We start from the raw sequence: 21,363 nt of genomic DNA on the forward strand, positions 1-21,363 counted from the left end.
GAATTGCTCTAGCGCCGAGGATCGTCCGTCGCCTCGGAAATGCCTTCGAGGGCGATCTTGGCGGCTTCCTCATCGGTCCGCCCGAGGTCAGCCAGAGCAATGACGCCGACGAGACGCTTGTCGCGGTTGATCACCGGAAGACGACGCACCTGATGCTTGGCCATGATCTTCGCCGCATCGGTGATGTCGGCGTCATCGAAGCACCAATGGACATGCTCTGACATGACCTCGCGAACGGTCGTGTTACCGGCTGAGCGCTCCTCGGCGACGCCGCGCATCACAATGTCGCGGTCTGTCACCATGCCGACCAGCCTGTCATTCTCCCCGACCGGAAGGGCGCCGAGATTGTCGGCCCGCATTTTCCGGGCGGCATCCCTGATCGTCGTGTTCGGGCCGATCAGTTCGGTCCGACGGCACATGATCTCCTGAACTTGCATGGGATGTTCCTCTCTCTGATTGCTGGGGCCCACCCCGCCTCCTGCTGCGCAACGCGAGATCGCCAAGCGTCCGGACACGGATCGCGGTCTGCTCGATCCGCGCGCCAACGCGCCTCCCTCGCGATCGAACTATTCTTGGAACGTCGAGACAGCGAGCGAGTTCCAAAATGATACCGGTGCCGCGGTCATCCCACGAGAGTGGCCACAGGCTGAAAGAATATACACCGGGAAAACAGATGCACGCGGATCGAAGGTCATGGCTGCCATCTTCACAGATCGCCGCGAGGCCGGACGGCGACTGGCCGGGGAACTCGTTCGCTTTGCCGGGCGCGACGACGTCATCGTATTGGCGCTGCCTCCCGGCGCCCTGGACGAAGTCGCGGATCTCGCGGCTCAATGGTTCTTGCGCCATCTGATTTCGGACAGATCGGCGTCGAGGTTCTGACAGTCGGGGCTTGGATCACTGGGTCCCGGGATCATTTGCACCGGCCCGTGAATGGCATCGGTCATTTCCCATGCATGGCCGCCAGATGTCTGCAGATGCTGTCTTAAGGTGCCAGTCGGGCACGGGCTGGGGAATGCGCTGCGTGCATTCGTTGTTCACGGCCGTAATCCGGATTCTACCTGGCTAGCACGAGTGATTTCGATCCCAGTGGAAATCTGATCAGGAGAAAAGCCATGGATTGGCAGTTGCCCGAGCGGTTCGACTTCAACGGTGATGAGATCGCCTGGGGCGTCATTGGCGAAGGGCCGCCTGCGGTCGTCATGCATGGCTCGCCATTCTCTTCGCTCGAATGGCGGCGGATCGTGCCATGGCTCGCGCGGCACAGACGGGTCTTCTATTACGACATGCTCGGCTATGGGCGCTCGACCAAGCCCGAGGGCGACGTCCTGCACGGCGCTCAGAACAACCTGTTCGCGGCACTCGTAAACCATTGGGGTGCCGAGCAGCCCGATATCGTGGCGCATGACTTCGGTGGCTCGGTGGCGCTGCGTGCGCATTTGCTTGACGGTGTCGACTACCGCTGCCTCGTATTGATCGACCCGGTCGCGATCAGCCCGCAGGGTTCAGCGCTGGTGCAGGCGGCGAAAGCGCATGGAGAGGTGTTCGCCAGACTGCCTGCCTATGTCCATGAGGCCATGCTGCGCGCGTACATCAGCGCGGCGGTCAAGCGCACTTTGGCTGAGGAGGAGATGCGGCTCTATCTCGATCCCTGGCTTGAGGAAGAGGGGCAGAAGGCGTTCTGGCGCCAGATCGCTCAAATGGACGACAAATACAGCGAGGAGGTCGAATGGCGCTATGGCGAGATTCGCTGCCCAGTGACGATCCTGTGGGGTGCTGAAGACGAGTTCATCCCGCTGAAGGATGGGGAGGAACTCGCGAGGCGTATTCCAAACGCGTCATTCACGGTTATCTCCAACGCCAAGCACCTCGTCCAGGAAGACGCGCCCGAAGCAATCGTTGCCGCGGTGCTCGACGTCTGGCATCAGCACGCGTCGGGTTCGGGACTGTCGGCAGCAGCGCATAATAGCAATCGTTGAGCGGCACCGTCTTCGTCATCGTTCGAACGACGTACCCGGCACTGATTCCATGCAAAGCAGTTCGCGGAGTCCGTTGACGACACATTCAAACGGGAACGCGACCAGACTGAAAGCGGCGCCAGCCGCCGAATGACGAGATATCGGAAGCGCCCAGCAAGCCCACGGATTCCACCAGGAAGCCTTTGGCGCTGCTGCCGTCGTCAAGCTCTATGTTGCCAATGCCCAGCGGCGGCGGGATGGCGGCCACGAAGCGGCCGAAGGCCTCGGCAGGCAGCCGCCAGACTTCGACCTCGATCGCAGTGCCGCCGCTCTCCACACGGACCAGTCCGGGCTTGGGCGTGGCCTGGCCGGCGAGTTGGTAAAGCTTGTATGAAGAAGCCGTCCTCATCGCCCGGCAGAACCGGGCGCCGGCCTGCTTGAGCTGGCCATTGAGCGGCATTCCCGAGAGGTGAGCGCCGACCACCACCAATTCGATCGTGCCGTCTTCGCCCGACGCGCCGACAGGCTGCACGCTCGGCTGCCCCCAGCCGGTCGCGCCGAGGGTGAGACCGCTCGCGGCATGGAGATCGCGCGCGACGGACGCCACAAGGCCGTCCAGTCCGGCGGCCGCAAGCAGTGTCACGCTCATCGGCAGGCCGTCATCGCGCGTGCCGGTCGGCACGGCGATGCCGCACATGTCGAGCAGATTGACGAAATTGGTGTAGGTGCCGAGCCGGCTGTTGGTCTCGACCGGATCGGCGAGCACGGCGGCGGTGGTGTAATGCGTCGGCGCGGTCGGCACGCAGAAGAGGTCGACCGAGGCGATGAGCGGGGCGAGCTTGGCCCGGTAGGCCTGCAAGGCATAGAGGCCGCGGAAGGCGTCTGCCGCCGACAGCTTCCTGGCGCCGCCGATGATCTTGCTCGTCACTGGATGCATGGCGGCTTCGTTGGCTTCCATGAAATCGCGGATCGCGGCATAGCGCTCGGCCACCCAGGCGCCCTCATAGAGGAGGTTGGCGGTGGCGTAGAAATCGCCGAACGGGATTTCGACCAGCCGGCAGCCGAGCCGCGACAGCATGGCGAGCGAGGTCTCGAAGCCGGCCTGCATCGCCGCATCGCCGAAGAATTTCCGGTCGGCTTTTGCCGGGATGCCGACGCTCGGCACAGGCGGGCGCGCGGCGAGCGGCCGGACGGCGATGTCGCGCGAATAGGGATCGGCCGCATCGCGCGCTGCCGCGACGCAGAACACTGCATGGGCGTCGTCGACGGTCAGCGCGAACACCGACACGCAGTCGAGCGTGCGGCAGGCCGGAACGACGCCGCCTGTCGACAACGCACCGACGGTCGGCTTCAGCCCGACGATGTTGTTGAGGCCAGCCGGGATGCGGCCGGAGCCGGCGGTGTCGGTGCCAAGCGCGAAGGAGACGATGCCGCGCGCCGTCGCCACCGCCGACCCGGAGGAGGAGCCGCCCGGCACCAGCTCCGCGTCGATGGCGTTGCGCGGGATCGGCCAGGGCGTGCGCACACCAACGAGGCCGGTGGCGAACTGGTCGAGATTGGTCTTGCCCACGACCAGCGCGCCGGCGGCCTTGAGCCGCGCCACCACGGTGGCGTCCTTGTCGGGCCAGTTGGTGTATTGCGCGCAAGCCGCCGTCGTCGGCATGCCGGCGACGTCGATGTTGTCCTTGACGGCGAAGGGAATGCCCCACAGCGGTTTTGCCACCGGGTCGAACGGGCCGAGCGCTTGGGCCGCGGCAAGCAGATCCGGCCTGGCGGCGAGATGGATGAAGATGCCCGGATCGTCGGCAGCCTCGATACGGGCATAAATCGCCGCGATCACATCGCCAACGCCGACACCTCCACGATAGGCGGCGCGCAGGCTCGCTATGTCGAAGTGGACATCACTCATTTCGTCTCCCCCAGAATGATCACCGGCAGGTCCCATTGGATCAGCACGACACAGCCGTCCTTCGTCCACACCGAATGCTCGGTTCCGACCGGATTGAGGATCACGCTGCCGGCAGGATAGTCGCCGTTCTCGTCGCTCTGGGTGCCTTCCAGCACGACGATGGTCTCCAGGCCGGCATGGCGGTGGCGCGGCACGCTGGCGCCAGGCCGGTATTTCAGGATCGCGACGGACGGCTCGACCGGCCCGCCCTGCAGCAGCCAGTGCACGCCGATGCCGTCGCGGAAAGACTCGAACGCCAGATCGCGCCAGCCGCCGTCGAGCAGGCCGGCAAAGGCAAGATTAGGCATTGGCAATTCCCTCGAGCACCTGGTCGGTCGTCGCCGTCCAGCCCACGATGGCGCCCTGTGCCCTGATCATGGCGATCGCCGCCGCCTTGAACTCGGGAAAATAACTTTCCGTGGCGTCCTCGGCGAGCAGGCACTCATAGCCGCGATCGTTGGCCTCGCGCATCGTCGTCTGCACGCAGACTTCGGTGGTGACGCCGGCAAAGACGAGCTGCTCGGCGCCGAGCCTTTTCAGGTCATCGCCGAAGGAGGTCGCATAGAAGGCGCCCTTGCCCGGCTTCTCGATGACGATCTCGCCGGGCAGCGGCGCAAGCTCGTCGAGGATCGCGGTGCCCGGCTCGCCGGCGATCAGCACACGGCCCATCGGCCCGGCATCGCCGATACGAACCGACGGATTGCCGCGATTGCGCTTGGCCGGCGGCAGGTCGGAGAGGTCGGGCCGGTGGCACTCCATCGTGTGGATCACCGGAAGGCCGGCGGCGCGAAAGCCGTCGATCAATCGCTTCACCGTCGGCACGATCGCGGTCACCCGGCTGACGTCATTGCCGAGGCTGGCGCCGAAGCCGCCGGGCTCGGCGAAGTCGCGTTGCATGTCGATGACGACCAGCACCATGGTCCGCGGCTTGAAGGCGAACGGAAATGGCTGCGCTGCGATTTCCGCCATCAGTGATGTCCCGCCATGTGCTCGCCGATAGTCTGGACACTGGCCTGCGCAATCGGCGTCTCGTAGACCAGCGCACCGTCCGACATGACGAAGATGCGGTCCGAGAGCTCGAGCAGTTCGTCGAGATCCTCCGACATCAGAAGCACGGCGGCACCGGCATTGCGCGCCTTCATGATGCGGGCGCGGATTTCGGCCACGGCCGAGAAGTCGAGGCCGAAGCACGGGTTGGAGACGATCAGAAGGTCGACCTTGCCGGTGAGCTCGCGGGCAAGCACGGCGCGCTGCACATTGCCGCCCGACAGCGAGGCGATCGGCGAGGCAAGCGATGCGGTCTTGACCTTGAACTGCTCGACCAGCCTGGCGCTGAATGCCCTGATGGCGCCGGCACTGATCCAGCTCACCCGTTTGCCGTTGGCGTCGATATCGAAGGTGCGGAAAGAAATGTTTTCGGCCACCGTCATTTTCGGCGCACAGGCATTCTTCAGCGGCTCCTCGGGAATGAGCCGCACATTGAGAGCGCGCGCCTCGGCCCGCGTTGCCGCATAGGCGGTGCCGCGCACCATGACCTCGCCGGCATCGCGGGGACGCTGCCCGGCCAGCACTTCGAGCAATTCCTTCTGGCCGTTGCCGGAAATGCCGGCGATGCCGACGATCTCGCCGGCGCGCACGCCGAGATCCTCGATCCGGATCGACTTCAGCCCGGTGCGGTCCGGCGCCTTCAGCGCCTTGACCTTGAGCACGATCTCGGCGTCCGGCCTGGGCTCGGCGCGGCTGTCGAGGACCGCGATCGGCTGGTCGCCGATCATCATCACCGCCATGGCCTTGCGGTCGAGATCGACGACGCGGCCAGTGCCGGTCAGCCTGCCCCTGCGCAGCACGCTGACGTCGTCGGCGAATGCCGTCACCTCGTGGAATTTGTGCGAGATCATCAGCACCGTCAGGTCGCCGGCCCTGGTCATGGCGCGCACCAGGCCAAGCACTTCCTGCGCCTCGCCGGGGGTGAGCACGGAGGTCGGCTCGTCCAGCACCAGGAAGGAGCGGCCGAGATAAAGCTGCTTGACGATCTCCAGCTTCTGCTTCTCGCCGGCAGCGAGCTCGGCCACCTTGACGTCGAGCGGCAGTTTGAACGGCATTCGATCCATGAACACGGCAAGCTCGCCGCGCTCCTTGCGCCAGTCGATCACGCCGGGAACCTTCTCACGCGAAATGACCAGATTCTCGGCGCCGGTCAGCGAGGGGACAAGCGTGAAATGCTGGTAGACCATGCCGAGGCCGAGCGCCGAGGCGTCCCTGGGGCTGGCGATCGCCACCTCGCGGCCGTCGACGAGGATGTCGCCGGCGGTCGGGTGATAGAAACCCATCATGCATTTGACCAGCGTCGACTTGCCGGCGCCGTTTTCGCCGAGCAGCGCGTGGAACGATCCGGCCGGCACCTTGATCGAGACGTCGCCCAACGCCGTGAAGGCGCCGAAACGCATCGTCATGCCGATGGTCTCGACGCCGACGGCCTTGTTGCCGGTGATCGCGCTCATCCTGGCCTCCTTACGGCAGCTGGGCGACGAAGGGCGCCGAGCTCGACACCGCGCCAAAGACGCCGCCCTGCATCTTGATCATCTTGATCGCGGCAAGATGATTGCCGTAGTCGGTCGCGCCGCAGCAGTCCTCCAGCATCACGCATTCGAAGCCGCGGTCGTTGGCCTCGCGCATGGTGGTGTGCACGCAGACATCGGTGGTGATGCCTGTGAGCACGATGTTTTCGATGCCGCGCTGGTTGAGGATCAGCTCCAGGTCGGTGGCGCAGAACGAGCCCTTGCCGGGCTTGTCGATGATCGGCTCGCCCTCGGCCGGGTAGAGGTCGGGGATAATGTCCCAGCCCGGCTCGCCGCGGATGATGGTGTAGCCTTTCGCGCGCATGGCCGACAGCACCGACTTGATCGGCTCGATCGGTGCGCGCACCAGCGACAGGTCGTATCCCATATGGTCGACATAGCCGCCCGGCCCGCAGAAATCGGTCTGCATGTCGATGACGATCAACGCCGTGTTGTCGGGGCGAAGCTCGCCATTGTAGGGCCACGGATACGGGTCGGCGTCGATATAGCGCTGGGTGATTTCGGCTCTGGCGTTCATGTCAAAAAACTCCAGCTATCTGGTGATCGACAATTCGCCCGGCGCGCCTGCTAGCGAGCGTGTCGGCGACGAAGTGGCGATCATGATGATGAGGGTGAGGATGTAGGGGGCGGCGTAGAACAAATAGTAGCCTTGCGTGGCGCCGACCGACTGCAGCGCCGGTCCGAGCGCTCCGGCGCCGCCGAACAGAAGCGCGGCGGCAAAGCAGCCGAGCGGATTCCAGCGCGCGAAGATGACCAGCGCCACGGCCATCAGCCCCTGACCGGACGAGATGCGCTCGGTCCAGCTGCCGGGATAGTAGAGCGACAGATAGGCGCCGCCGATGCCGGCCAGCGCGCCGCCGACGCCGGTGGCGATGAGGCGCACTGTGTTCGGGTTGAGGCCCATGGCGCGCGCGGCATCGGAACTGTCGCCGACGACACGCACGATGAGGCCGGCGCGGGTGTTGCGGAAGGCCCACCACAGGACCAGCGAAAGCACCGCACCGATCAGGAACAGGACGTTAACGTCGAGTGCCGCCTGCACCTGCGGAATGTCGGACCAGGCGCCGAAGGGAATGGCCGGAAGATTGGGCGCTTTCGGCTTGATGAACGGCTTGCCGAAGAAGAAGGCGAGCCCCGAGCCGAACAGCATCAGCGCAATGCCGATGGCAATGTCGTTGACTTTCGGGAACTTGCAGATCCAGCCATGGAACAGGCCGAAGCAAAGGCCGGCGGCCGCGGCGGCCAGCAGACCGAGCCATGGCGAGCTGGTCATGACCGCGACCGCATATGCGGTCATGGCGCCGAAGACGAGCGTGCCTTCCAGCCCCAGATTGATGCGGCCGGAGCGCTCGGTGATGGCCTCGCCCAGCGAAACGAAGATAAAGGGCGTCGACACGCGGATCGCGCCGCCGAGGATGGCGAGTGGCACGCCCCAGAGGCCGATCCCGGTCGCATCCATCACGAGGCCCTCCGCCACAAATCGGGATTGAAGGCCTTGAAGCGGCCGTACAGGGTTTCGCTGAGCAGGATGACGATGAACAGCATGCCTTGCAGCACCAGCACGGTGGCGTCGGGCAGGTCCATGCGGCGCTGGATCAGCCCGCCGGATGCGTCGATGCCGCCAAGCAGGATGGCGACAGGGATGATGGCCAGTGGGTTGTGGCGGGCGAGGAAGGCGACGAGGATGCCAGTGTAGCCATAGCCGGCGGCGAGCGAGCCGTTGGCGCTGCCTTGCACGGCTGCGACTTCCAGCATGCCGGCAAGACCGGCAAAGCCGCCCGCAAGCGCGGTAAAGCCGACGATGAGCGGTCCGACGGCCAGCCCCTGCACCTGCGCTGCCCTGACATTGCCGCCGGCAATGCGGGCGGCAAAGCCCCAGCGGGTCTTTTCGATCAGCACCCAGGAGAGCACGCAGGCGACGACGCCGACGGCAAGCCCCCAATGCACCTCCATGCCCGGAATGTTGCCGATGCGGTAGATGTCGGCGAGCGGCTGGGTCGAGGGCTTGTTGAGCGAGGCCGGGTCGCGCAGCGGCCCTTCCACCAGCTGGTTCATCAGGGCGATGGCGATGTAGGCCATCAGCAGGCTGGAAATGGTCTCGTTGACGGCCCGGTAGTGGCGGAGCGCGCCGACGGCACCGATCCAGATGCCGCCGGCGGCCAGGCCCGCCACGCCCATGGCAAGAATGACGATGAAGGAAGGCGCGCCGCCCAGCGCCACGCCTATGGCAGCGGCGCTGACGCCCCCGAGCACGATGGCGCCCTCGCCGCCGATGACGACGAGGCCGAGCCGCGCCGGCAGTGCCACGCACAGCGCCGCCAGCAGCAGCGGTGCGGCCCGCGACAGCGAATTCTGGATGGAGAACCACGAACCGAAGCCGCCCCGCCACATTGTCTCGTAAAGCAGGACCGGGGACTTGCCGACCAGGGCGATGAACAGGCTGAACAGCACCATGCCGGCGACAAGTGCCGCGAGCGGAATGACGAAAGCCTCCGCCCGCCGCGCGATCCATTCCAGCGCCGCCGGATATCCCCTGGCGCCGAGCATGGCCGGCGCCTCCGCACTGCTGACCGTATCGGCCATCGTCCCCGTCTCCGCTCGGCTTCAGGCGGTCGAGCCGACGACGCCCTCGACGAGATAGTCCATGCTTTCGAGCTCGATGGCTGTCTCGACGAAGGCTTGGCCTTCCGTCGCCACGACGGCGCCCTTGTTGCTCTTCAGCGGGCCCTTGATGACAGAGAAGCCGCCCTTCATCATTTCGGCCAGGGTGACGTCGAATTGCTTGCGGGCCGGCTCGCCGACGGCGGGACCGAGCGGGCTCATCTTGACGAAGCCGTCGGCCAGTCCGCCGCGGGTGAAATTGGGCAGCGGCGTGCCGGCGATGAGGTCGTCGACGAACATCTTATAGACCTTCGCCCAGTTCCACTCGGCGCCGGTGAGGTATTTTTCCGGCGCCAGCGGGCTCTGGTTGGCGTGGTAGCCACAGACGAAGGCGCCGCGGCCCGCGGCCGTCTCGACCACCACTTTCGGGCTGTCGACATGGCAGGTGATGACGTCGGCGCCCTGGTCGACCAGCGCGTTGGTGGCTTCCGCTTCCTTCACCGCCAGCGACCATTCGCCGGTGAAGATGACCTGGCAGGTGATCGACGGATCGACCGAGCGCGCGCCGAGCAGGAAGGAGTTGATGTTGAGCAGCACCTGCGGAATGGGCTTGGCGGCGACGAATCCTAGCTTCTTCGACTTCGATGTGTGGCCGGCGACGACGCCGTTCAGGTACTGGCCCATGCCGATATAGCCGAAATAGGAGCCGGCATTCATCGGGTGCTTCGCCTTGTCCCACATGCCGCCGCAATGGCGAAACTGCACGTCGGGGAATTTCGCGCACATGGCCAGCATGTGCGGATCAAAATAGCCGAAGGAGGTTGGGAAGATCAGCGAGGCGCCGTCAAGATTGATCATCGATTCCATCGTCTTCTGGACGTCGACCGTCTCGGGAACGTTTTCCTCCTCGACGATGGAGATGCCTTCGATGCCCTTCAGCGCGGCCGCCCCCTCGGCATGCGCCTGGTTGTAGCCATAGTCGTCCTTCGGGCCGACATAGATGAAGCCGACAGTGGCGGCGGCGGCGAAGGCACGGCTGATCGGAAAGGATGCCGAGGCGAGGCCGAGCGCGGCTCCCGCGGCGGAGGTCTTGAGCAGTTGGCGGCGGTTAAGCATGAATCTGTCGGTCATAGTGAATGCTCCCCTTTGGGACCCTTTTCCGGGTCGGTTAACATGCCGTCCAAGAAAGTGCATGCAACCGCCGTGCCAGTTTATGTCTTGGAATTTATCCAATAAAATCAGTTACCAGATCGAAGGCTTATGCCTATGCCGGAGGCAATTGCATGCACTTTTTGCCTTGAAAGTAGCCAATTTGACAGACAGATTAAAATAGAGGCATAGAGGGCATGCCTGAGTCGAAAGGCCAACGAGTCGGCCGACTCCACGAGAAGACGCGACGGAGGAAAATTGTCGGGGAAGCGCAGCTTGATCAGGTCGGGCACGACCGTGGATCAGATGGTCCGGGCGATCGGCGACCGGATCGTCACCGGCTACCTGCGTCCTGGCGAAAAGCTGGACGAGACCGCGCTCGCCGCTCGCTTCGACGTATCACGCACCCCTGTCAGGGAGGCGCTCGGCCAGCTCAGCGCCATGGGCCTGGTCGAGAGGCGACCCAACAGGGGCGCTATCGTCGCCGTCGTGACGCAGGAGCATCTCGCCTCGATGTTCGAGAGCATGGCCGAACTGGAAGCGATCTGCGCGCGCTTCTCGGCCGAGCGCATGACCAGCAGCGAGCGTCGCGGGCTCGAGATCGAGCACCAGGCTTCGGCGCGGATGGTGCAGCTGGGCGCCGAGGAGGACTATGAGTATTTCAACACCGAGTTCCATAGCCGGCTTTACCGTGGCGCCCACAATGCGCATATCCACGAACTCACCGTGATGACCCGCAGCCGGTTGGCACCCTTCCGCCGCGCCCAGTTCATGCTGCCCGGACGGCTGGCCAAATCCTGGCAGGAACACGACCTGATCGTCACCGCAATCATGCGCGGAGACAGCGTGGCTGCGGGCAAGGCCGCCAGGGATCATGTCTCTATCGTCAGCGAGGCGAGCGCGGTGTTCGCGGCTGACGATCGCAAGCCAAAACGGCGGGATGTGGCCTGAAATTTGCGGACGGTCCGAAGAAGTGGTGCTGCTTCATTGACCAAGAATGCCCGCGACGGTCTCCAGCCGCGGGCATCGAGAGCGTTTCCGAGAGACCTGCGGTCAAATGTTGGCGAGCAATTCGTTGACGCGGCTTTCCATGTCGGCAAGTGCGGCATCGACGTCCTTCTGGCCGGTGATTGCAGCGCTCATCTCTTCGCCCACAATGTCCTGGATCGCGAACTGGCGCTGTACCGCCGACGGCAGCGGCCTGCCGAGATCGGCGACCGCGGCGATGGTATTGCGATGCGGCAGTGCCTTGAAGGCGTCCGAGGCGATGATGGCTTTGTAGGCCGGCAGGTGGCCGGTGCGCGACCAATCGAAGTCATGGTCGGCGAAGAGCTTCAGGAACTTGCCGATAGCCGCGGTCTGTTCGGGTGTGCGGTCCTTCTGCGAGACTGCCCAGGTGTGGCCATCGGCATATTGCGCGTGGGCGCCGGCAAATAGCTGCGGATACGGATAAACCGCATAGCCGCCCTTGTTAAGGGCCGTGCCCTTGGTTTCGGACTGGGCGTTGTTGTCGCCGACGACCCACGTGCCGTTGAGCTGCACGCCACCGCCACCGGCAAGGAAGGCGTTGATCGCGCCGCCGTAATCGAGGTCCTTGGTGGTGTAGTCCTTGTCGAAGATCGCCTTGTACATCTCGACGACCTTCTTGGCTTCCGGCGTGTTCAGCTTCACATGCTTTGGATCGGCGAAGAAATCGGAATTCTGTTGGAAGAGATAGGTGTAGAGATTGCGCGTGTAGAGCGCGGTCTCATTGGCCAGGTTCTGAACGAAGTAGGGCTTGCCGGTCTTCTGCTTGAACTGTTCGGCCTGGGCGAGCAGCTCCTCTGGCGACGTCGGAAGGATCGGCGTGCCGTCGGCATTGACGAGGCCAGCCTGTTTGAACAGATCCATGTTGATGTGATAGAGCATCGTCCAGCTGTCGATCGGCAGGCCATAGATCTTGCCGTCCTTGGTGGCGCCGTTGCGCGCCGCGTCCGTGAAGGAATCGGGTGTGACGCCGACGGACTTCAACAGATCGTCAAGCGGCATCAACAGCCCCTTGGACTGGTAATCCGAAAGCGCGGATTCATGGATCGTGACGATGTCGGGAGCCTCGCCCGAAGCAAACTGCGCGGTCAGCTGGTCGTAGCCCGGCCATTCCACAGTGCTGACGCTGACGTGGACATCGGGGTTGTCGGCGTTGAACTTGTTGATCAGCGAGGTGATGATGCCGCATTCGCCTACTGCCTTGGTGACATCGGTGTTGGTGCCGAAATCGGCATCGCAGGCACCGAAAAAGCGCTGCACCGTCAATTCCGTCGCTGCAAGGCTCGGGCTTGCGAGCATCAGCACGCCCGCCGAGACCGCTGCAAACAGGACTTTCTTCATTTTCATATCAGTTCCTCCTCCTGAGTCTGCGCCACTCCACGCTGGACTGGCTTCATGCTTCAATCGCTGCGACGCCCGCCGTCAGGCAATCTCGTCATCGCACCGCGGCGCCCGAGACGGCCGTGACGATGTATTTCTGGAAAAACAGGTAGACGATCAGGATCGGCGCGCCGGCGAACATCGCCTGCGCCATCAAGAAGCCGATGCCTTCGGACTGGGCGAAATTGGTCTGTGTCGAGGCCATGCCGACCGTCAGCGTGTACATATCCTTCTTGGTTGCCGAGATCAGCGGCCACAAGTAATCGTTCCACGCGCCGAGGAAGGTGAAGATGCCGAGGGTTGCCTGGGCGGGCACCGTGAGCGGCAAAAGAACCTTCCAGAACGTCCTGAACCGGCCGGCATTGTCCAGCATGGCGGCTTCGTCCAGCTCCTTCGGGATGGCCTTGAAATACTGGGTCATCAGGAAGACGCCGAAAGAAGCCGACAGGCCCGGGAGAATGAGCCCGTGATAGGTGTTGTGGAAGTTCAGCATGCTGAAGATCTGATGGCGGGCGACAAGCACGGCCTGTTCCGGAACCGCCAGGCCGAAGAGGACGATCACGAACAGGATGTTTCGGCCTGGGAAATTCAGCCGTGCAAAGCCATAGCCGGCAAGCGATGACAGGATCAGCGTTCCGAGCGTCAATCCTCCGGAGACGATGATGCTGTTGAGCACCCAGACGAACACCGACGAGGTGCCGATGGTGTTGATGTAGTTCTTGAGCGTATAGGGCGCCTGAAACACCGAATTCGGATTTGCCATCAGCTCGGCATTTTCCTTGAGCGACAGGCCGATTACCCACAGAACCGGCGCGACCATGACCAGGGAAAGCAGGACCACCAGAGCCAGCAACACGCGGTCGCCGAATGCGCGTCCCTTGATGGAAATGGCTGGAGCCCTCATGCCTGACCTGCCTTGTTGCGTGTGACCAGGTACTGGGCCATGGCCGCCATCAGGATCAGGATGAACAGCACCTCCGAAGCCGCGGCACCCATGCCGAGATCCCAGCGGCGGAACGCGGTGTCATAGATGTACAGCACGATCGGCTTGGTCAGGTTGTTCGGACCGCCGCGTGTCATCAGCCAGGCCTGGCCGAACAGCTGGAACTGCAGCACGATCTGGACGATGACCACCAGGACGAAGGTTCGTTTGATCGACGGCAGCGTAATCGAGCGTAACGTCTGCCAGCGATTGGCATTGTCCAGGGCTGCCGCTTCGTAAATATCCTGCGGAATCTGCTGGAGGGCGGAGAGAAAGAGCATCATCGGCAGGCCGATGCACCACCAGACGGTAGCAATGGCGATGCCGATCATCGCCAGGCTGGGATCGGAAATGAAAGCCGGGGCGGTTGCGCCGAACCATCCGTAGATCGTCGACAGAAGGCCGACATTCGGAATGAACACGATGCGCCAGATCAGCGTGACGATCGTGACCGACAGCACCGAGGAAGAAAAGAACAGGGTCCGCAGCACCGCGGCGGTGCGCGTGCGGCGGTTGAGGCAAAGGGCGAGAAAAAGACCGATCAGTGCCAGGGTCGGCACCGTCAGAAGCACGAAGTAGAAGGTATTCCAGACCGATTGCAGGAACACCTTGTCGTGAAACAGCCTGATATAGTTGCCGAAACCGACGAAGTTTCCGGATGAGAACGTGTCGGCCTTGTGGAAACTCAGCCACATTCCCCAGAACAGCGGGACCAGCAGGAGCGTCGTGAAGAAGAACAGGAACGGCGCGACGAAAATGAAGTTTCGCCATTGCGGCGCGTAGATATCGACGCTTGCGGCTCTGACGCCGGCGGCCGGAAGAGTGGTGCGCGGCGTCGCCCGTCGGTCGTCCATGTCAGACCTCCCCCGCGTGCCAGGCGCGACCGGTCTCGCCGAACAGATGCGATTTCCGGCCGTCGAAGGCGAGCCCGACCTTGTCGCCGACCGCGACGCGGCTGTTGCCGACATCCGAGCCGACGATCTGCTGGCCGTCGCCAAGCCGGGCGTAGACCAAGGTGCGTTCGCCGAGCCGCTCAAGCACATCGACCACGCCATCGGCATTGCCCTGCCCGACGGGAACGATGCGCACGTCTTCCGAACGGATGCCGAAAGTGTATTTGCCATCGCTCGTCTGGCCGGAGGCGATCTCGGTCTGAACCGATACGCCGTCCGCAAACCTGGCCGTGGCATTCCGGCTCGATCTGTCGAGCGTCGCCTCGACAAAATTCATTGCCGGCGCGCCGACGAAGCCTGCGACGAATTTGGTCGCGGGGCGGTCGTAGATCTCCATGGGAGAGCCGATCTGCTCGATCTTGCGATTGTTCATGACGACAATGCGGTCGGCGAGCGTCATCGCCTCAACCTGGTCGTGGGTGACGAAGATCATCGTCGATTGCAGGCGCTGGTGCAGTTGGGCAAGCTCGATGCGGGTACGGGTCCGCAATGCCGCATCGAGATTGGAGAGCGGCTCGTCGAACAGGAAGGCCTTCGGCTCCTTGACGATCGCACGGCCGATGGCGACGCGCTGCCGCTGGCCGCCGGAGAGCTGGCCCGGCTTGCGCTCGAGCAGGTGCTCCATTTCGAGGATGCGGGCGCTCTCCTTTATGCGCGCGTCGATGACGTCGCGCGGCATGCCGATATTCTCAAGCCCGAACGCCATGTTGTCGCGCACGCTCATATGCGGATAAAGCGCATAGGACTGGAACACCATGGCAATGCCGCGCTTGCCCGGTGGCAGATGATCGATACGTTCGTTGTTGATGGCTATCTCGCCGGTGTCGACAGTCTCGAGGCCCGCGATCATGCGCAGAAGCGTCGATTTCCCGCAGCCGGAGGGTCCGAGAAACACGATGAATTCGCGTGCCTTGATGGAGAGAGACAGATCATCCAGCACCGTCATGGCGCCGAAATGCTTGCTCACATTCCTGATCTCGATATCGGCCGTCACGTCGAGGCTCCTCCTCAGCCCATGCACGACGATGCGCCTGAAGTCAGAGCTTCAGGCGGACCATCTGGTAGGAATAGGGCGGCAGCGGCAGGCTCAGTTTGCCGCCCACCAGCGACGCGCCGGTCCCCTTCCTGGGACTGACATTGCTTGGGTTCTGCGCCGAATTGACGGCTTTCAGATCAGCATGCGCCATCAGCTGATGGTCAACGATCTCAGCCGCGCCGAAGCCCGCTATGTCGATCGCGGTTTCGATTTCCTCGCTCGAATGGCGGTTGATGGCAAAGAAGGTGACATGTCCGGTTTCCGTGTCATGCACTCCGGCGACGTCGACATAGGAAACATCGCCGGCAACGGTGGAGCTGTAGGTCGGGCTTTCCACCTTCAGATCCAGCGCATTGCCGCGGCCGTAGATCGAGGCATAGAGATAAGGATAGAAGATCGTCTGACGCCATGCCGGGCCGTTGGGAACGGTCATGATCGGCGCGATGACGTTGACCAGTTGCGCCAGGCACGCGATCTTGACCACGTCGGAACGACGAATGAAGGTGTTGAGGATCAGGCCGACCTGCAGCACGTCCTCGAAATTGTAGATGTCTTCGAGCAATGGCGGGGCGAAGGGCCAACCCTCATTGCCGCCAAGGATCTTCTTGTCCTGCTCCTTGGAATGGTACCAGACGTTCCATTCGTCGAACGAGATGTAGACCTGCTTCTTGGAGCGCTTCTTGGCCTTGATATAATCGATGACGCCGGCGACCGAGACAATGTAAGCGTCGAGCTTCTCGCTCATGGCTAGATAGTTTGGCGCGTCGTTGGCTTCATTGTCGAAATACATGTGCAGCGAGATGTAATCCACCTCGTTGTAAGTATGATCGAGAACGGTCGCTTCCCATTCCGGATATGTCGGCATCTTGGCATTTGACGAGCCGCAGACCACGAGCTCGAGCGACTTGGAGAAGGCACGCATGGCCTTGGCGGTCTCGTGGGCCAGGCGGCCATACTCGTCGGCGGTCTTGTGGCCGATCTGCCAGGGACCGTCCATCTCGTTGCCAAGGCACCAGAGCTTGACGTCAAAGGGCTCCTTGCGGCCGTTGGCGATGCGCTTGTCGCTCCACTCGCTGCCGCCGGGATGATTGGTGTATTCCAGAAGGTTGCGGGCTTCATCGAGCCCACGCGAGCCGAGATTGACGGCAAGCATCATCTCGGTGTTCGCCGAGGCGCACCAGTCGGCAAATTCATGCAGGCCGACTTCATTGCTTTCCGACGTGGGGCAAGGTCGAGGCGCACCGGGCGCCCTTCCTTGGGGCCGACGCCATCTTCCCAATTGTAAGCGGATACGAAATTGCCGCCGGGATAGCGGACGATCGGAACCTTGAGCTCCCGGACAAGATCGATGACGTCGCGACGCATGCCGTTGTCATCCGCCGTCGCATGGCCGGGCTCATAGATGCCGGTATAGACCGCCCGCCCAAGATGCTCGATGAAGGACCCATAGAGCCTGGGATCGATCTTCGAGACGATATAACGTGGATGCGCCGTAACGGCCGCCTTCATGCATTCCCTCCGAGAGTATCATAAATGGTGATTTAAATCACCTTATTAGATATCAAAGGGAAACAGCATCCGTTCGTCAAGCGAAAAACCGCCAAAAGTCTGACAATTAACCAGCAGCCTCAGCCGCAAATGCAGCCAAATATTTGAAATTATTTCACTATTTTTGAGACCCGATTTGACGATATCAACCGGTTTTGATCCTCAGCAGAATGTCCTGATCGTAATTTCCAAATCCCTTGCCGAAAATATTGATTCCGCCGGGACGCTCGGCGTCGTCCTTGACGCCGATACGAACGCGGATTGAATGATGACCCTTCAGGTCGAGGGCGGCGAGGCTGGTCTCGGAAATCCTGACACCATCGACATAGGTTCCGTCAGCGGAAACTCGCCAGTTCTTCAGCTTGCCATATTGCGAGCCCTTGAGCTTCCACCAGGAGGGCGTGAAAACGCCGCGCTTGTCGCCGAAATCGCCGGGTGACGTCCAGGTGCCGACGTCGACGCCATTGATCGTCAGCGTGATGTCGGAGGGCCAGTCGGCGCTGGTGCCCGGCACTTCCGAGGACAGTTCCACCACCAGCTCGAGCTCGGTAATCTCGGTATTGGCGAGCTTGGCATTGTTGGGGAACTGATATTCGACAAAGCCGCGCGTGAACCACAACAAACCGGCCTTCATACGGTCCGGATCCAGGAAAGTGTTGGGAACATCGAGCAGGCCGATGATCCCGTCCGGCGAACAGAGACCGCAGGGCGCGGTGACCTCGAAGCCGGTGTAAAGCCCAATCGGCATCGATACTTCGATCGCGTCGTTCTTGAGCGCACGATACTCGCTCTTGAAGACCACGAGCACTTCCTCGGCGGTCGGATAGCAGATCTTCTGGCTGCCTTTCTTCGCCTTTTGGTTTTCGGTGCGGATCAGGCCCGCATCCTCAAGCACCTGGATATTGGTCGAGACCGTCGACTGCGGCAGCGACAGCACGGAGGCTATTTCGTTGACATTCATCGGCCCCTTCTCATGCAGCAGCCTCAGCATGGAAATGCGCGCCGAAGAGGCAAGGCCCTTGAGGACGGCCATGCCCTCCTCAGGGTCGATCACCAGAAAATTGCGACTCAATGGATTTCCAGCCTATGCGATTTGCACCCGAAATCAGCTTGTATATCGGGATAATTGATTCAATCAATGCGGCGGCGGCACTCCATGCACCTTTTTGGGTGAGCGGCCGCGAAGAGGCCATTTGTTCCTCGGCAGGCTTGCCGCCTCGTGCGACCTAGCCAAGCAGGACGTCGGGCGCGCCATTTACCGGCGCCGCGAAACCCTCACCCCAGCGTCTCGCGGATCGCCTGCGCCAGCCGCTCCACCCCGTCCCGCGTCTGCGCGGCATCACACGCCGCATAGCCCAGCACCAGGCCTTGCGTCGGGGCCGTGTTCTGGAAATATTTCGACAGCGGCGAGACGTTGATCGCCCTTTTTGCTGCGGCCTGGCTGACCTTGATGTCGTCGATGCCATCCTTGAGATAGCCCACCACCTGGATGCCGGCTTCGGCGGGGGACAGCGTGATCTCATCGCGCAGGCGCTCGGTCACGATGTCGCGAAAAAGCTGGCGGCGCTGGGCGTAGATGCGGCGCATGCGCTTCAGATGCCGGCTCATATGGCCTTCGGTGATGAAGTCGGCCAAGGCGGCCTGCAGCAGCAGCGGCGCGAACTGACCGGTGGTGGAAAGCGCGTTGACGATGCGGCCGGCAAGCTCTTGCGGAAGCACCATGAAGCCGAGGCGCAGCGCCGGGAACAAAAGCTTGGCGAAGGTGCCGACATAGATGACGCGGCCGGAGCGGTCCATGCTCTGGATCGCCGGCACGGGGCGGCCCTGAAAGCGGTATTCGCCGTCGAAATCGTCCTCGATCACCCAGGCATTCGCGGTCTCGGCGATGTCGAGCAGGCGCAGCCGCTCCTCCATGCGCATGGTGATGCCGAGCGGATGCTGGCAGGCCGGCGTCGTATAGATGAGGCGGGGCGAGAAGTGTGGAGCGTCGAGACGCCAGCCGCGCTCCTGGTCGACAGGGATGGGCAGGATTCTTGCGCCGGCCACGGTGAACGCGGCCTTGGCGCCGTAATAGCCTGGCTCCTCCATCCACACCGTGTCGCCGGGATCAAACAGCAGGCGGGCCAAAAGATCGAAGGCGGCCTGCGCGCCGGTGGTGATGACGATCTGCTCGGGACGACAACGCACGCCGCGCGCGGAATAGAGATAGCCGGCGATCGCTTCCTTCAGCGCTGGATGGCCGGTGACGTCATAGGTGCCGAACAGCGTCTCGCCGCCATGGCTGGCGCGGCGCGCGACCAGCCGGCCCCAGACGCCGAAGGGAAAGCTCTGCGCGTCCGGCATGCCGGGGTGGAAGGCGACATGCCCCGGCCTGCCGTGGTGATAGGGCTGGCTGAGCAGCTGCTGGCCGCGCAGCGAGGGCTGGCGCAGCGGCACGGGCGGCTCCTCGCGCGGCGACTCGCGCGGGCCTTCGGGCAGGTCGACGATGATCGGGCGGGCGCCCTGGCGGTTGGCGAGATAGCCCTCGGTGACGAGCTGGTCGTAGGCGGCGACGATGGTGTTGCGGCCAAGGCCGAGCTCGGCGGCCAGGGCGCGGGTGGAGGGAAGCTCCGAGCCGGGGGGAAGCGCGCGGTTGCGGATGATGGCGACGAGGCCGTGATAGAGCTGGCGCGAAAGGTGCTCGGGGCTCGAGCGGTTGACGGCCAGCATGTCGAGCGGGAACGCCTGGGGTTTGGGGTGGGAGCGCATGGTTACACCCCGCAATGGCGTGCCGCGACACGCTTGTGCTGCAAGGTCGAGTTCCTTCGCCCCCCTCTCTGTCCTGCCGGACATCTCCCCCTCAAGGGGGGAGATTGGCAGTTCAGGCGCCTCGCTTTTCTTTGCGGCGTCGGCGATTGGCGAAAGCCGGCGCGACATCCGATCTCCTCCCTTGAGGGGGAGATGGCCGGCAGGCCAGAGAGGGGGGCCTCGCGCCGACGATCAATGATTTCGAGGTAGCCCATCTACCCATCCTGCCACACCCGCCTCTCCGCACAAACTGGTTCCTTTATTTTCCAGAAAACTGGCCCTCGCGATGGAGACAGAGCGGCGTAGACTTCGCTCAATGACGTTGGGGTAAGACGCCGACAAGGACATGTAAGACGGGGACATCTGAGGCGCGGCGCTGGGAGGGCGTCTTGCCGAACGAAACGGCAGGGTTTCGCCCCGCCGCCGGCAACCGCAGCCATCTCCTCCCGAGACAGGACACCCCGCAGCCATCATGGCTGCGGGGCGGAAAGCGAGCAATGACGACAGTTCGACTTGGCATCAACCCGATCACCTGGACCAATGACGACGTGCCGGAACTGGGTGGTGACACGCCGCTCGAGACCTGCCTCAGCGAGACCGCGGAGGCCGGCTATGCCGGCACCGAGCTTGGCGGCAAGTTCCCGCGCGAGAGCCGTGCGCTGAGGCCCATCCTCGACCATTACGGGCTGGCGCTGGTCTCCGGCTGGTATGACGGGCGCATCTGCGAAAAGGAAGTGGACGAGGAGTTCGAGGCGATCCGGCCGCATCTGACGCTGCTTCGCGACCTCGGCGCCAGGCGCGTCGTCTATGCCGACACCTCGCGCGGCCGGCATGGCGCGATCCACGACCCGATCTCGCAGCGGCCGAAGCTGATGGACGGGGAATGGAAGGCCTATGGCGCCAAGATCACCCGGCTCGCCGAGCGCTTTTCCGATTTCGGCGTCGGCATGGCCTTCCACCATCACATGGGCACGATCGTCGAGACCGACGCGGAGATCGACAGGCTGATGCATACAACCGGCGAGGCGGTTGGCCTGCTCTACGATACCGGGCACTGCGCCTTTTCCGGCGGCGAACCGGAGCAATTGCTGCGCCGGCATGGGAACCGCGTCGTGCATGTCCATTGCAAGGATGTGCGCCCGGCCATCTTAAAGAAAGCGCGCGAGGCCGACATGAGCTTCATGGGCGCGGTGATGGAAGGCATCTTCACCGTGCCGGGCGACGGCGCGATCGACTATCCGACGCTCTTAAAGATCCTGGCCGACCACGGCTATTCCGGCTGGCTGGTGGTCGAGGCCGAGCAGGACCCGGCCAAGGCGCATCCCTTGACCTACGCGACGATGGGGTATCGGAATCTGAAGAGGCTGGCCGAGGGCGCGGGTTTCTACGTCCACGAGCGCAAGGCCTGAAGAAAGC

General features: G+C 63.3%; 19 protein-coding genes and 1 pseudogene. 4 read left to right on the forward strand and 16 right to left on the reverse strand.

All coding sequences use genetic code 11. The features are described 5' to 3' along the window. Positions 1 to 8 precede the first annotated feature (8 nt). Positions 9 to 437: a CBS domain-containing protein gene (locus LB552_RS20005; RefSeq protein ID WP_224609651.1), complete on the reverse strand. Its 429-nt coding sequence runs from the start codon at positions 435 to 437 to the stop codon at positions 9 to 11. A 256-nt stretch (positions 438 to 693) separates the two neighbouring features. Here LB552_RS20005 and LB552_RS20010 point away from each other — a divergent pair, with 256 nt between their 5' ends. Both LB552_RS20010 and LB552_RS20015 read left to right on the forward strand, forming a co-directional pair. After that, positions 694 to 882: a hypothetical protein gene (locus tag LB552_RS20010; RefSeq protein ID WP_224609653.1), complete on the forward strand. Its 189-nt coding sequence runs from the start codon at positions 694 to 696 to the stop codon at positions 880 to 882. Between the two features lie 233 nt (positions 883 to 1,115). Beyond that, positions 1,116 to 1,979 (forward strand): alpha/beta fold hydrolase, encoded by an 864-nt coding sequence (locus tag LB552_RS20015; protein WP_224609655.1) that lies wholly within the window; start codon positions 1,116 to 1,118, stop codon positions 1,977 to 1,979. An 85-nt stretch (positions 1,980 to 2,064) separates the two neighbouring features. Here the strand turns inward: LB552_RS20015 and atzF are convergent, their stop codons facing one another. The 8 genes from atzF to LB552_RS20055 are packed head-to-tail and all read right to left on the reverse strand — an operon-like array spanning position 2,065 to position 10,217. Then, on the reverse strand, positions 2,065 to 3,867 hold the full coding sequence (gene atzF / locus LB552_RS20020; protein ID WP_224609657.1) for an allophanate hydrolase: 1,803 nt from the start codon (positions 3,865 to 3,867) through the stop codon (positions 2,065 to 2,067). Then, entirely contained in the window at positions 3,864 to 4,214 is a 351-nt protein-coding gene (locus tag LB552_RS20025; RefSeq protein WP_224609659.1) for a cupin domain-containing protein, read from the reverse strand. Before LB552_RS20025 ends, atzF begins: the two co-directional genes overlap by 4 nt. Next, positions 4,207 to 4,875 carry a cysteine hydrolase family protein gene (locus tag LB552_RS20030; RefSeq protein ID WP_224609661.1) on the reverse strand — a complete coding sequence of 223 codons (669 nt, stop codon included), beginning with the start codon at positions 4,873 to 4,875 and terminating at the stop codon, positions 4,207 to 4,209. The genes LB552_RS20025 and LB552_RS20030 overlap by 8 nt, the downstream gene beginning before the upstream one ends. Further along, positions 4,875 to 6,407 carry an ABC transporter ATP-binding protein gene (locus LB552_RS20035; RefSeq protein ID WP_224609663.1) on the reverse strand — a complete coding sequence of 511 codons (1,533 nt, stop codon included), beginning with the start codon at positions 6,405 to 6,407 and terminating at the stop codon, positions 4,875 to 4,877. Before LB552_RS20035 ends, LB552_RS20030 begins: the two co-directional genes overlap by 1 nt. Positions 6,408 to 6,417: 10 nt before the next feature. Further along, positions 6,418 to 7,002 carry a cysteine hydrolase family protein gene (locus LB552_RS20040; RefSeq protein WP_224609665.1) on the reverse strand — a complete coding sequence of 195 codons (585 nt, stop codon included), beginning with the start codon at positions 7,000 to 7,002 and terminating at the stop codon, positions 6,418 to 6,420. Positions 7,003 to 7,017: 15 nt separating this feature from the next. Next, complete coding sequence (locus tag LB552_RS20045; RefSeq protein ID WP_224609667.1) at positions 7,018 to 7,944, reverse strand: ABC transporter permease; 927 nt, start codon at positions 7,942 to 7,944, stop codon at positions 7,018 to 7,020. Continuing rightward, positions 7,944 to 9,032, reverse strand: coding sequence for an ABC transporter permease (locus tag LB552_RS20050; protein ID WP_224609831.1), 1,089 nt, complete (start codon positions 9,030 to 9,032; stop codon positions 7,944 to 7,946). The genes LB552_RS20045 and LB552_RS20050 overlap by 1 nt, the downstream gene beginning before the upstream one ends. 57 nt (positions 9,033 to 9,089) lie before the next feature. Beyond that, positions 9,090 to 10,217: a BMP family ABC transporter substrate-binding protein gene (locus LB552_RS20055; protein WP_224609669.1), complete on the reverse strand. Its 1,128-nt coding sequence runs from the start codon at positions 10,215 to 10,217 to the stop codon at positions 9,090 to 9,092. Positions 10,218 to 10,511: 294 nt separating this feature from the next. On the opposite strand from LB552_RS20055, the gene LB552_RS20060 reads away from it, so the two are divergent. After that, positions 10,512 to 11,186: a GntR family transcriptional regulator gene (locus LB552_RS20060; RefSeq protein WP_224609671.1), complete on the forward strand. Its 675-nt coding sequence runs from the start codon at positions 10,512 to 10,514 to the stop codon at positions 11,184 to 11,186. A 102-nt stretch (positions 11,187 to 11,288) separates the two neighbouring features. On the opposite strand, the gene LB552_RS20065 is transcribed toward LB552_RS20060, so the two are convergent. The 7 genes and pseudogenes from LB552_RS20065 to LB552_RS20095 form a co-directional block, all read right to left on the reverse strand. Further along, on the reverse strand, positions 11,289 to 12,602 hold the full coding sequence (locus tag LB552_RS20065) for an ABC transporter substrate-binding protein (protein WP_411966390.1): 1,314 nt from the start codon (positions 12,600 to 12,602) through the stop codon (positions 11,289 to 11,291). A gap of 94 nt (positions 12,603 to 12,696) precedes the next feature. Next, positions 12,697 to 13,545, reverse strand: coding sequence for a carbohydrate ABC transporter permease (locus LB552_RS20070; RefSeq protein ID WP_224609676.1), 849 nt, complete (start codon positions 13,543 to 13,545; stop codon positions 12,697 to 12,699). Further along, positions 13,542 to 14,477, reverse strand: coding sequence for a carbohydrate ABC transporter permease (locus tag LB552_RS20075; protein ID WP_224609678.1), 936 nt, complete (start codon positions 14,475 to 14,477; stop codon positions 13,542 to 13,544). Before LB552_RS20075 ends, LB552_RS20070 begins: the two co-directional genes overlap by 4 nt. A gap of 1 nt (position 14,478) precedes the next feature. Continuing rightward, positions 14,479 to 15,570, reverse strand: a complete 1,092-nt coding sequence (locus tag LB552_RS20080) for an ABC transporter ATP-binding protein (protein ID WP_224609680.1) — start codon at positions 15,568 to 15,570, stop codon at positions 14,479 to 14,481. 43 nt (positions 15,571 to 15,613) lie between these two features. Then, a pseudogene (locus LB552_RS20085) lies at positions 15,614 to 17,121 on the reverse strand (alpha-N-arabinofuranosidase). Positions 17,122 to 17,305: 184 nt separating this feature from the next. Beyond that, complete coding sequence (locus LB552_RS20090) at positions 17,306 to 18,232, reverse strand: ArsR/SmtB family transcription factor (protein ID WP_224609683.1); 927 nt, start codon at positions 18,230 to 18,232, stop codon at positions 17,306 to 17,308. A 203-nt stretch (positions 18,233 to 18,435) separates the two neighbouring features. Next, complete coding sequence (locus LB552_RS20095; RefSeq protein ID WP_224609685.1) at positions 18,436 to 19,908, reverse strand: PLP-dependent aminotransferase family protein; 1,473 nt, start codon at positions 19,906 to 19,908, stop codon at positions 18,436 to 18,438. 536 nt (positions 19,909 to 20,444) lie between these two features. Between LB552_RS20095 and iolE the strand changes: the two genes are divergently transcribed. After that, on the forward strand, positions 20,445 to 21,356 hold the full coding sequence (iolE, locus tag LB552_RS20100; protein ID WP_224609687.1) for a myo-inosose-2 dehydratase: 912 nt from the start codon (positions 20,445 to 20,447) through the stop codon (positions 21,354 to 21,356). Positions 21,357 to 21,363: the final 7 nt, after the last annotated feature.

This window comes from Mesorhizobium sp. CA7 (assembly GCF_020165015.1).
Classification (GTDB): domain Bacteria; phylum Pseudomonadota; class Alphaproteobacteria; order Rhizobiales; family Rhizobiaceae; genus Mesorhizobium.